Genomic DNA, 11315 nt, shown 5'->3' on the forward strand with positions numbered 1-11315 from the left:
CATCGGACGCGCCCTGCTGAAGGGCGACGTCCAGGAGGGCGCCACCGTCAAGGTCGACGCCCAGCACGGCGAACTCGTGGTCACCTACGAACAGCCATCGGGCGAGCACGTCGAGGAGCGAGCCCGGCAGGAAGTCGGAGAGGCGGCGTGACCGACCATGCCAAGCCCAACGATCAAAGCCCGGACCATCAAGTGCCCCAGCTGCGGACGCGCGAACAAGGTCCCCGTGGCGGCCGAGGGCGCCCCTCGGTGCGGCAACTGCAAGTCGCCGCTGCCGTGGATCGTGGACGCGGACGAGAACGAGTTCGCCGACGTCGCCGAGAAGGCGACGCCCCTCGTCGTCGTGGACCTGTGGGCGACTTGGTGCGGGCCCTGCCGGATGGTCAGCCCCGCACTTGAGCAGGTCGCCACGGAGCTGGCGGGCAAGGTCAAACTCGTCAAAGTCGACATCGACCGCAATCCGAACATCGCCCAGCGCTTCGAGGTGCAGGCCGTGCCGACCCTGCTCATCCTGGACAAGGGGGAACTGGTCGCCCGCCGCGCGGGTGCCGCCCCGGCGGGCACCTTGCGCTCGTGGGTCGAGCAAGTGATGGCGGGCCGGGGGGACAGCAAGAGAGGGTGACGTTTATGGCCATCGAACCCGATCCGCACCTGTCGATGGTGCGCCCGGTCTCCCCGCGCAGCCCCGAGGGGTGCGAGGAGTGCCTGCGCCTGGGGTCCCCCTGGGTCCATCTGCGGCTGTGCCTGACCTGCGGACACGTCGGGTGCTGCGACTCCTCACCGCTCAAGCACGCGCGCGCCCACGCCTACGCCGAGCAGCATCCCATCGTGGAGCCCATGGAGCCGGGTGAGAGCTGGCGCTGGTGCTACGCCCACGAGGCCATGGCCTGATGGCAGGCGACGACCGGCCCCCCGAGGCCGCTCCCGACGAGGCGGTGCCGTTCGAGACCCCGGATCTGTACGGCGCCTACCCCCGGCTGTCGCAAACCCAGATCGCGTTCCTCGCCGAGCACGGGGAGCGCTTCCGGGTCGAGCCGGCCCAGGTGCTGGTCCGGGAGGGGGAGGGGTGTTCGGAGTTCCTGGTCATCCTCAGCGGCTCCATCGAGATCGTAGAGGCCCACGGCACCCCCGACGAGCGGGTCCTGAGGGTACACGGGCCGGGGCGGTTCCTCGGCGAGCTGGGGCTCCTCCAGGGACAGGTGGCCTTCTACACCGCCCGGGCCCGAGAGCCCGGAGAAGTGCTGTCCCTTCCGATCGACTGGCTGCGGGTGCTGGTCGCCCGCGATCCGATCCTCGGCGACCTCATCCTCCGTGCCTATCTGAGCCGCCGCGCGCTGCTCGTCGGCTCAGGCGCCGGCTTCCGTATCCTCGGCTCGCGCTACTCGCCCGACACCCGGCGGCTGCGCGAGTTCGCGGCCCGCAACCGGCTGCCGCACCGCTGGATCGACCTGGAGGCGGACCAGGAGGCCGAGGCACTGCTGCGCCGCTTCTCCATCCCCCCGGAGGAGACACCGATCGTCATCTGGCGTGATCAGCGGGTGCTGCGCAACCCCAGCAACGCCGAACTGGCGCGGCTCATCGGTCTCTCCCCTCCGTCCGCCGAGGAGACCCGCAGCGATCTGATCATCGTCGGCTCCGGACCCGCCGGGCTGGCGGCCGCCGTCTATGCCGCGTCCGAGGGACTGACCACAGCCCTCCTGGACGCGATCGCCACGGGCGGCCAGGCGAGCACGTCGTCCCTCATCGAGAACTACTTCGGCTTTCCGACCGGGATCTCCGGTTCCGACCTCGCCGAACGAGGCGAACTCCAAGCGCGCAAGTTCGGGGCCCAGGTGTGGGTTCCCGCGGAAGCGGCTTTGCTCAAGCCCGAGGACGACGGCTACTACCGCGTCACCTTCGCCGACGGCGGCGATGTGGTGAGCCACACCGTCGTGCTGGCAACGGGCGCCTGGTACCGCAGGCTCGAAGTGCCCGGCATCGAACGGGTGGAGGGGACGAGCGTCTACTATGCGGCGACCGTGTACGAGGCGCAGCAGTGCAGCGCGGATCCGGTCGCGGTGGTCGGCGGCGGTAACTCCGCGGGCCAGGCCGTCCTCTTCCTCGCGCAGCGCGTCCCGCGCGTGCATCTGTTGGTCCGGGGCCCGGATCTCGGTGCCAAGATGTCCCGTTACCTCGTCGACCAGATCGAACGCCATCCACGGGTGAATGTGCTGCTGAACAGCGAGGTGCGCGGGGTGGTGGAGGGCGACGAGGTCCTGCGGGCCGTCGTGGTGGAGAACAACCGTACGGGGGAGCGTCGCAATCTGGTCGTGCGCGCGATGTTCGTCTTCATCGGGACCCGGCCCCGTACGGCGTGGCTCGGCGACGTGGTCGCCTTGGACGACCGTGGCTTCGTGCTCACCGGCGCCTCGGCGCAGGCCCGCGCGAGTGGCACGGTCTGGGAGGGCCAGGGCCGTGCCTGTCTGGGGCTGGAGACCAGTCTGCCCGGGGTCTTCGCCGCGGGCGACGTGCGCAGCGGCTCGGTCAAGCGGGTGGCCTCCGCCGCCGGTGAAGGGGCGATGGCCATCCATCACGTCCATGAGCACCTCGGCCACACCACCGTCGACGTCGCGCGCCACCCCGATGACACAGAAGCTCCGTCCGGCCGGTTCACCGAGCCGGGCGGTGGTCACAACACATCCCCTGCCCACTAACCGACACGACCGGAGGTGACGGACGATGAACATGCCGGTTCGCCGACAGCAGCGAGGCCAGGGAACAGTGGAGCGTCCCAGAGGCTGGGCGCGCAATCCACTTCTGGAATTCGACGACCTCATCAACCAGATGGGCGGTCTGCTCGAATCCACGGTCGGAAGCGCGGCTCCCGCCATAGCGGCGTGGACGCCGTCCGGCGATGTGACCGAAGCCGACGACGCCTATCACATAGAACTCGAGCTCCCCGGCGTGGACCGCAAGGACGTCGACATCGAGATCAATGGCCAGGAGCTGGCCGTAACGGGGGAGATCAAGGAACGGGAGCGCAAAGGCATCATGCGGCACAGCAGTCGCCGTACCGGTCGCTTCGAGTACCGGTTGCTGCTCCCGAGCGAAGTGAACACCGAAGACGTCACGGCGAGCATGTCCAGCGGCGTGCTCACGATCACCGTCCCCAAGGCGGCGACCGCCAAGCCCCGTCACATCGAGATAACCGAGAGCAGCGAACGCCAGGGCGGCTGAGACCGCCGGGATCCGGCTCTCTCCCGCGGCGGCCCCGCCCCGCCGGGTGCCGCCGCGGGCATCGGAAGGACTACATGATGGTTGCGGCAGCCTTTTCCTCGTTCGACACCATGGTCGACAAGGCCAACCATGTCCTGAAGGAGATCGAGCACGCCTATGGGTGGCCCAAGGAGCGCCGGAAGCAGTCGTACGCCGCTCTGCGCGCGGTCCTGCACCACCTGCGGGACCGGCTGTCGGTCGATGAGGCCGTGCACTTCGGAGCGCAGCTTCCGACCTTGCTGCGCGGCGTCTACTACGACGGGTGGAAGCCCGCGGAGACGCCCGTGAAATTGAACAGCGAGGAATTCTTCCGGCGGGTCCGGCACGACTTTCCGTACGCGATCGAGGGCGACACCGAGCAACTGGTGCGCACGGTCCTGCATGTCCTCGAGAACCACATCAGCGAGGGCGAGTGGAAGGACCTCAAGGCGCGTATGCCCGCCTCGATGTCCGAGGTCATGCCCTCCTAGCCGGTCCGGCGGCCACCGCATCGCTCCCGGCATTCACAACGGCGTCACAGCAGGAGATTGAAGAGCGGCCAGACCGTCTCCCAGTGCTTGGTCTGCGGATTCTTCAGGTCCGGGTAGATGATCTTGAATGCCTTGGCGAGCGCCAGACTGAGCCCGCCGACGATTTCCGGCAACCTCGCCTCCGTCGCGTCGTCGGGTGCGCGGTCCAGCGGCGGGTGCCTGACGAGCTGATCGAGGATGGGCTTCAACTCGATCTCGTGGTCGAGGTCCCGGAAACGGTGGATGTTCTCCTGTAGCCCCTTGGTGATCGGCAGATCCCACGGCACGATCACGTCCCGGTTGTTGGCCTTCGCGACCGCCTCGGCGATGAGCAGCAGATCGTAGACTTTGGCGTCCACGAAGTCGCTATAGCGCTTGAGGTCGTTCTTGTCGACATCAAGTCCCGCCGCCACCCGGAAGAACTGCTCGAACCTGGGCACGGACATCACCGTCATGGTCACCAACCTCCAGTCGTCCGGCGCTGGGCGTAACCCGGCGCGCCTCGTTCAGCGCCACCCTCGCTCGCCGGATGCGCGACCGCATGGGCCCCCAGGAACCAATCGCACGGACCGGCCTGCTGCCGGCAGGTCGGTGACCGCGCCAGGTCATGCTATGGGTGCGGCTCCCACCGCCGCGGCGACACTCGGGGAGCGCCGTGAGGAGCACTCGGTCAGGTCAGGGGTTCACGGAGGCGGCGGACACGTGGCGGCTGTTCGGGCATGCCTCAGGTGGCCGGGCGCCACGGCGGGGCACACTGTCGCGGAACGGCCCCCAACAACCCCGCCCCGAGGTTCCCCATGGCGTTCGGACTGGCACACCGCGCATTGCGGCCACGGGTACCTTTGCGCCACGGGGAGGGCGACAAGCACCACCTCACCAGCCTTGAGGGGCTGGCCGCGCTGTCCCTGGACGCGCTGAGCTCGGTCGCGTACGGCCCCGAGGCCATCGTGGTCGTCCTGGTCGCCGCCGGCACCGGGGCCCTTACCGCCACGCTGCCCATCACTGTCGTCATCACCGTCCTGCTCACCGTGCTGGTGATCTCCTACCGCCAGGTGATCGCCGTCCATCCGGACGGCGGCGGCGCCTACGCGGTGGCGAAGAAGAGCCTCGGGCAACGGGTGAGCCTGCTCGCCGCGGCGAGCCTGACCATCGACTACGTCCTCACCGTCGCCGTCAGCCTGGCCGCCGGCGCCGCCAGCCTCGCATCCGCCTTCCCGATCCTCTCCTCGCATCTGCTCGCCGTCTGCCTGGTGCTGCTCGCCCTGCTCACAGCCGTGAACCTCTGGGGAGTGGCCGAGAGCGCCCGGGTGCTGATGCTGCCGACCGTGCTGTTCATCGTCAGCATGCTCGGCATCCTCGTCATGGGGATCCTGCGCTCGCACCCCGCGGCCGTCGTCGGCGCCGCCCACCCCGTCCGGACCACCGAGGCGCTGGGCGTCCTGCTGATCCTGAAAGCGTTCTCCTCGGGCTGCTCCGCCCTGACCGGGGTGGAGGCCATCGCCAACGGCGTGCCGATGTTCCGCGAGCCGCGCATCAAGCGGGCCCAGCACACCGAGCTGATGCTCGGCATGCTCCTCGGCGTGATGCTGCTCGGGATGGCGTATCTGATCCGCCGCGACCATGTGGCGCCGCGCGGCGGTGTGACGGTCCTCGCCCAGCTCGCCGCCGGGTCGTACGGAACCGGATGGGAGTACTACGCGACCAACCTCATCGTCACCCTTGTTCTCGCGCTCGCCGCCAACACCAGCTTCGGCGGCCTCCCGGTCCTGATGAGCCTGCTGGCGCGGGACGACCGGCTGCCCCACCTGTTCGGGCTGCGCGCGGAGCGGCCGGTGTACCGGTACGGCGTGGTGGCGCTGGCACTGCTGTCGGCCCTGCTGCTCAACGTGGTGGGGGGCGAGACCCATCGGCTGATCCCGCTGTTCGCCATCGGGGTGTTCACCGGCTTCACCATCAGCCAGGTCGGGCTGGTACGGCACTGGACGACCGAGCAGCCGGAAGGGTGGCTGCGCCGGGCGATGATCAACGGTCTGGGGGCCGTGCTGACCACCGGGGCCGGTCTGGTCCTGCTGACCACCAAGTTCCTCGAAGGGGCCTGGGTGGCCGTCGTCGCGGTGCCGCTGCTGATGCTGCTGTTCACCCGCGTCCAGCGCTATTACACGGCGGCCGGCGAGGAACTCGGGCTCGGGCGGATCCCGCCGCCACCGGTGCGCACCATGAGCCTGGTCATCGTCCCGCTCGGCGAGGTCAGCAGGCTCGCGCAGCGCGCGCTGACGGCGGCGCTCGCCCTGGGCGACGAGGTTGTGGCGGTCAGCGTCCAGGCCGAGCCCGCGAAGGCGCGGGCCCTGCAGGACACCTGGGAGCGCTGGAATCCGGGGGTGCGCCTGGAAATCATCGACAGCCCGCACCGCTCCCTGGTGCAGCCGATGGTCGCGTATGTGCGGCGCGAGGCCGGGGGCGGCCGGGAGATCGCCGTTCTCATCCCCGAGGTTGAGCCCCGGCACCGGCGCTACAAGATCCTCCAGAACCAGCGCGGCCTGCTGCTGGCCACGGTCCTCAGGGCGCGCACCGATGTCGTCGTCTGCATGATGCCGTACGGCCTGAGCATGTGAGCGTGGCCCGCTCGGCGGGGCTTGTGGTACCTCGCGTGGCGGGTGGCCGCGTGGCAAGGCGGAGGGTGACGTCCTCGACTCCGGCAAGGAGGCCCGCATGGACGAAAGGAGCTCTTCCAGATGGCGGCGGACCGTACGCAGCTCTCGCGGCAGGAAGCGGCCGACCTCACTCCGCGCCACTCTCGGTACTGGCGCTTCGGCTGAGCGACGGTGAGGCCCGCGATCTCGCCCTGGAGCTTCCGGAGCCCTGTGGGTACCGGAAACGGGGCTCTTGCAAGATTTTCGTGATGAGTGGCAGCGCGTCATCTTGGTGTCATCGTGCGGAGTGTGTGGCGAACTGCTGGGCATCGTGCTCCCGCACCTGGAGAAGGCGCTGGTGGAGTGGGTGAGCCTTGAGGGTGGGAAGGTAGAGGTCCGGGCGCGTACCCCGGAGGGTGTCGTGTTGCCGTGTCCTGATTGCGGCAGGGTGTCGGTGCGGGTGCACAGCCGCTATCGGCGTCGTCTGACCGATGTGGCGGTCGGTGGCCGGTCCGTCGTGATCCATCTCCGTGTGCGGCGCCTGTTCTGTGACGAGCCGTGCTGTCCGCGGCGGACGTTCGTGGAGCAGGTCGACGGGCTGTCTGTGCGTTACGGACGCTATACGCCGTTGCTGCTGGGGCTGCTCCAGGCAGTGGGGCTGGCATTGGCCGGCTCCGCCGGGGCGAGGGTGCTGGAGGTCCTGCACGTGGCGGTGAGCCGGGTGACGCTGTTAGCGCTGGTGTTGGCGTTGCCGGACCCGGACTGGAGGGTTCCCCGAGTGCTCGGTGTCGACGACTTCGCTGTGCGCAGGGGCGGCGTGTGGGGCACCAAAGACGTACCCGGGGCGCGCCCGGCTCTGCCGCGCGCTGTACGGGCGCCTGGACCGCCTCACCGAGGTGATTGACAGCCTGGGCACAATCCCGGAAACCCGACGCCGCCGTGTGTGATCGCGCCTCGCCCAGAGACACAAGCGCGGTGCAAGACCGCGCGAGGTCACACGGTCATCGGCGAGATCCAGGCCGCACTCGCCGTCGACGGGTTGTGCACCGGGAGGCTGTCCATGTCCGTCAGTTGGACTCGCGCTAGCCGAAACGCTATCCCAAGGGCAGCAACGCGAAGCCGGCGGCGCGCAGGACGACTCCTGCGAAGGCTATGAAGCCCCCTGACATCCGCATCCGCGCTTCCGGGGAGACCGGCTGTACGTCTTCGCCATCAGCGAGCACACCACCCGTCGCACCCGGGTCCTCGGCACCACGGCACACCCCACCGCGGAGTGGCTCGTGCAGCTCGGACGCAACCTTTTCATGGACCTCGAGGACGCGAGCAGCAAGGCGAAGTTCCTCATCCGCGACCGCGATTCCAAGTTCGCAGCCGTCTTCGACGCCCTGATGACCGATGCCGGTCTCAAGGTCGTCAGCACCGGCATTCGGATACCACGGATGAACTCCCTCAGGGAGCGCTGGACAGACCTGCCGCAGGGAACTCCGGTCTATTGCTGGCGGCGGTGCGTGACGAGGGCTTGGAGGGCCCGGGAGGAAATGTTCGGCGAACGGTCACAGTGACCGCATCGCGAACGTACCGGAACCGCAACTCCGATCAGATATTTCCCAGTTGCGGCCACTTGTTATGAGCCGGTCATGTCCCGATGCCGTGGGCGAGGAGGCTCTCGGCGGTCTCCGCGATGGTGTCCTCGATGGGACGCGCTCGCCACCCGAGAAGCTTCTCCGCTTTGGCGCTTGTGGCGTCGAGATCCCGGCCGAGCTGGTGCTTGAGCAGTCGCAGTTCCGGGTTCACGATGCCCAGGGCGCGGGCGAGCCACACGGGCAGTTCACGGGTCGGGGACTTCGCGGCGCGCTCACCGAGGCGGTCACGCAGAATACGCGCGATCTCGACGACCCGCAGGCTGTGTCCGGCGATTGCAAGGAAACGCTCGCCGTCGGCTGCCGGATCGGTCATCGCGCGCAGATGCAGACCCGCGACGTCGCGCACGTCGACGAAGCCCATCCCGAAGGGAGGGCACGCAGGAACCTGTCCCTCGAGCATTCTGCGCACAAGGCGCAGGGAGGTGGGTCGTCGGGGCCGAGCAGTGGTCCACCCCCACGGGATGAACCGCTGCCAGTTCCAGTCCACCGCCTTCGTCTTGGATGAAATGCCAGGCGGCGCGTTCGGCGAGTGTCTTGGAGCGCTGGTAGGGCGGGATATCGCTGTCGACGTTGGACCAGTTCTCCTCGGTGAACGGGGTCGAGCGCTGGGGGTGCCCGATCCCGATGGCGCCGAAGGCGCTTGTCAGGACGACCCGGCGCACGCGGGCGTCGCGGGCGGCGCGCAGCACCCGCAAGGTGTGGAATGCGATCAGGCCGTTGTCGACGTTGGAGTTGGAGCCCTGGAAGATGCCGACGAGCGAGCCCCCGACGCCGGCGAGGATCATGATGATGATCGGGCGGGTGCCCTTGCGCGGGTCGAACACGAGGAACGCGCCGATGATCAAGAGAGTGCCGTAGATCACCCAGCCGGTGTCCATGACGGCCCCGAGGGGGGAGTCGGCGACCTGTCCGAACGCGGTCTGCGGCGGGCCGGTCAGGCCGAGGTGGCTGACCCAGTTGTGCAGGGGGAGTACGGCGGGTCCTGCCATGCGGCGGCGGTGATGAACTCGGCGACCCAGGACACGAGCGGGCCAAGAAGGATGAGGAGGGCCCCGGCGCGGGCAGCGGCGCCGGAGCGGACGATGGGGTTCATGCGAGGGTCATTCCGGGGACGCGCTTGCGGATGGCCTCCATCTCGGCTTCGTCCGAGACGCCCTGCCAGTCGTACCGGGGGGTGTAGGGGGCTTCCAGGGCGCGCACTTCGTCGTCGGTGAGTTCGATGTCGAGGGAGGCCACGGCCTCGTCGATCTGCCGGATCGAGCCTGCGCCGACCAGCGGTGCGGTGACGACCGGCTGGCGTCGCAGCCAGGCGAGCGCGACCTGTGCGCGGCTGACGCCGTGGGCGTCCGCGACCTGTCCGACCGCGTCGATGATCGCGTGGTTGGATGCCTCCTGCTCCGGCGAGTAGAGCAGGTCCGCGTAGGCGCCGTCCGTCTCGGAGCGCACCGTCGAGCGGGCGTCGTCCCACGCGCGGGTGAGGCGGCCGCGGGCCAACGGCGACCAGATGATCGTGCCGACGCCCTCGTCCAGGCACAGCGGGATCATCTCCCGCTCCTCTTCACGGGCGAGCAGATTGTAGTGGTCCTGCATCGACACGAACCGCGCCCAGCCGTTCTGCTTCTGCAGGTGCAGCGCCTTCGCGAACTCCCACGCATGCATGGACGAGGCGCCGAGGTAGCGCACCTTGCCGGCCTTGACGAGGTCGCTGAGAGCTTCGAGGGTCTCCTCCAGCGGCGTCGCGCGGTCGTTGCGGTGCACCTGATACAGGTCGATGTAGTCGGTGCCGAGGCGGCGCAGCGAATGGTCGACCTCGGTCATGATCGCCTTGCGCGACAGTCCCCGTCCGTTGGGCCCCAGCCGCATCGGATGGCGCAGCTTCGTAGCGATCACCACGGCATCACGGTCGGCGAAGTCCTTGAGCGCTCGGCCGAGGATTTCCTCACTGGAACCGTTGGAATACATGTTCGCGGTGTCGAAGAAGTTGATCCCCACCTCCAGCGCGTGCCGGATGAGCGGGCGCGCGTCCCGTTCGCCCTTCGACCAGACGGGGTGCCCGCGGTCGGGCTCGCCGTAGGTCATCGCGCCGATCGCGATCGGGGACACGTCGAGGCCGGTCATGCCGAGCTTGATGTAATGCATGACGCTCCTTAAAGTATGTGGAGAGCTCTCCGCATAACGTAATGGAGAGTTCTCCACTTAGCAAGGTGAGGTCCTGTGGTCCGCTCAGACGCCCGCGAGAACAGGGCACGCATCCTCGCCGCCGCACGCGAAGCGCTCGCGGCGGACGGCACCACGTCGATGAACCAGATCGGCCAGCGCGCGGGAGTCGGCGCGGGCACCCTGTACCGCAACTTCCCCACACGCGAGTCGCTGGTCCTGGCCGTCTACCAGGACGAGGTGGCACGCATCATCGGCACCGTGCCCGACCTGCTGGCCCAGATGCCGCCACTGGAAGCGCTCCGCCACTGGACGACCGACCTCGTCGAGGCCATGCGCAGAAAGCACGGCCTCGGCGACGCCCTCAGCCCGGGCGCGCACCAGGCGATCAGCGAGCAGAGCTACGGGCCGGTCATCGCCGCGATCACAGAACTCCTCGACGCAGGCAAGAAGGACGAAAGCATCCGCCCGGACGCCGACCCAGGCGACTTCCTCCAACTCACCGGCGCCTTGTGGCGCGCCACGTCCAGCCCCGAGGACCGGGCACCCCACATGCTCGCGCTCATCCTCGACGGACTCCGCATGCACCGGTAAACGACGCACACGCGACAGGGCCTGTCAGATGGACGATTTACAGTCCCGTGCGAGGTACCGCCCCTCATCCAGGATGCCGACCCGCGCGCCCTGACCACCGCGGCCGACGAGGCGGGACCGTCTGGATGGCAGGCATGGGCCGAGCCTGCGCTCGGCGCATCCTGCCTGTGGGCGGCCTCCTTCGGTTCCAGCGTCCCGCACGACCTCGTGGCAGCCTTCGCCGCCTCCCTCAGCTCGACCGCACCGGTCCTGCGCCGGGCGCTGCCCGCGGCCACCCGGGAGCGACTGCTGCGGGCACCGGCCTAGTACTGCAACGGTGCTTGCTGTGACTGCTGGCCAGTTTCAGGGGCCGCGCCAGGTCGGGCCGGCGCGGCGTGGGGCTGGATCGATGCTCGCAGCGTTCAGGATGTCCCATACCGTGGATGCGGCGATTGAGGTTCCCCCGCAGTGCGGGAGTGGCTGACTAGCTGGTCAGAGCGGGTTGGCGTGGTTTCAGGTTCACTGGTTCGGTCGCTGCCTGGTCGGCG

At 68.8% G+C, this 11315-nt stretch carries 12 protein-coding genes and 2 pseudogenes; 10 read left to right on the forward strand and 4 right to left on the reverse strand.

Going from position 1 to position 11315, the window contains the following annotated elements; translation table 11 throughout:
* Positions 1–157: 157 nt before the first annotated feature.
* The 5 genes from trxA (at position 158) to ACFYOY_RS48705 (ending at position 3725) form a co-directional block, all read left to right on the forward strand.
* Positions 158–622, forward strand: coding sequence for a thioredoxin (trxA, locus tag ACFYOY_RS48685; protein WP_388594518.1), 465 nt, complete (start codon positions 158–160; stop codon positions 620–622).
* Positions 623–627: 5 nt separating this feature from the next.
* Positions 628–891, forward strand: coding sequence for a UBP-type zinc finger domain-containing protein (locus tag ACFYOY_RS48690; RefSeq protein ID WP_351901918.1), 264 nt, complete (start codon positions 628–630; stop codon positions 889–891).
* Positions 891–2693: an FAD-dependent oxidoreductase gene (locus ACFYOY_RS48695; protein ID WP_351901920.1), complete on the forward strand. Its 1803-nt coding sequence runs from the start codon at positions 891–893 to the stop codon at positions 2691–2693. Before ACFYOY_RS48690 ends, ACFYOY_RS48695 begins: the two co-directional genes overlap by 1 nt.
* 25 nt (positions 2694–2718) lie before the next feature.
* Positions 2719–3216 carry an Hsp20/alpha crystallin family protein gene (locus tag ACFYOY_RS48700; RefSeq protein ID WP_351901922.1) on the forward strand — a complete coding sequence of 166 codons (498 nt, stop codon included), beginning with the start codon at positions 2719–2721 and terminating at the stop codon, positions 3214–3216.
* A 74-nt stretch (positions 3217–3290) separates the two neighbouring features.
* A complete protein-coding gene (locus ACFYOY_RS48705) occupies positions 3291–3725 on the forward strand; it encodes a DUF2267 domain-containing protein (protein ID WP_351901924.1) in 435 nt (144 codons plus the stop codon).
* A gap of 44 nt (positions 3726–3769) precedes the next feature.
* On the opposite strand, the gene ACFYOY_RS48710 is transcribed toward ACFYOY_RS48705, so the two are convergent.
* Entirely contained in the window at positions 3770–4219 is a 450-nt protein-coding gene (locus tag ACFYOY_RS48710) for a DUF1931 family protein (protein ID WP_351901926.1), read from the reverse strand.
* 342 nt (positions 4220–4561) lie between these two features.
* On the opposite strand from ACFYOY_RS48710, the gene ACFYOY_RS48715 reads away from it, so the two are divergent.
* The 3 genes from ACFYOY_RS48715 (at position 4562) to ACFYOY_RS48725 (ending at position 7956) form a co-directional block, all read left to right on the forward strand.
* The gene (locus ACFYOY_RS48715) at positions 4562–6376 is read left to right on the forward strand and encodes an APC family permease (RefSeq protein ID WP_351901928.1); all 1815 of its coding nucleotides are present in this window, start codon (positions 4562–4564) and stop codon (positions 6374–6376) included.
* A gap of 325 nt (positions 6377–6701) precedes the next feature.
* Positions 6702–7298 carry a transposase family protein gene (locus ACFYOY_RS48720; RefSeq protein ID WP_388594523.1) on the forward strand — a complete coding sequence of 199 codons (597 nt, stop codon included), beginning with the start codon at positions 6702–6704 and terminating at the stop codon, positions 7296–7298.
* A gap of 376 nt (positions 7299–7674) precedes the next feature.
* Positions 7675–7956: a hypothetical protein gene (locus tag ACFYOY_RS48725; RefSeq protein WP_388594525.1), complete on the forward strand. Its 282-nt coding sequence runs from the start codon at positions 7675–7677 to the stop codon at positions 7954–7956.
* A gap of 73 nt (positions 7957–8029) precedes the next feature.
* Here the strand turns inward: ACFYOY_RS48725 and ACFYOY_RS48730 are convergent.
* The 3 genes and pseudogenes from ACFYOY_RS48730 to ACFYOY_RS48740 all read right to left on the reverse strand — a co-directional run.
* Positions 8030–8732, reverse strand: a pseudogene (locus tag ACFYOY_RS48730) (NAD-dependent epimerase/dehydratase family protein); the annotation flags it as partial.
* A gap of 239 nt (positions 8733–8971) precedes the next feature.
* The gene (locus tag ACFYOY_RS48735; protein ID WP_388594530.1) at positions 8972–9130 is read right to left on the reverse strand and encodes a hypothetical protein; all 159 of its coding nucleotides are present in this window, start codon (positions 9128–9130) and stop codon (positions 8972–8974) included.
* The gene (locus ACFYOY_RS48740; protein WP_388594528.1) at positions 9127–10176 is read right to left on the reverse strand and encodes an aldo/keto reductase; all 1050 of its coding nucleotides are present in this window, start codon (positions 10174–10176) and stop codon (positions 9127–9129) included. Before ACFYOY_RS48740 ends, ACFYOY_RS48735 begins: the two co-directional genes overlap by 4 nt.
* A gap of 75 nt (positions 10177–10251) precedes the next feature.
* Here ACFYOY_RS48740 and ACFYOY_RS48745 point away from each other — a divergent pair, with 75 nt between their 5' ends.
* Both ACFYOY_RS48745 and ACFYOY_RS48750 read left to right on the forward strand, forming a co-directional pair.
* Positions 10252–10788 carry a TetR/AcrR family transcriptional regulator gene (locus ACFYOY_RS48745; RefSeq protein WP_351901934.1) on the forward strand — a complete coding sequence of 179 codons (537 nt, stop codon included), beginning with the start codon at positions 10252–10254 and terminating at the stop codon, positions 10786–10788.
* Between the two features lie 51 nt (positions 10789–10839).
* Positions 10840–11094: pseudogene (locus ACFYOY_RS48750) on the forward strand (DUF317 domain-containing protein); the annotation flags it as partial.
* Positions 11095–11315 lie beyond the last annotated feature (221 nt).

Origin of the sequence: Streptomyces sp. NPDC007875 (genome assembly GCF_042868035.1) — a bacterium.
In the GTDB taxonomy this organism is placed as follows: domain Bacteria; phylum Actinomycetota; class Actinomycetes; order Streptomycetales; family Streptomycetaceae; genus Streptomyces; species Streptomyces antimycoticus.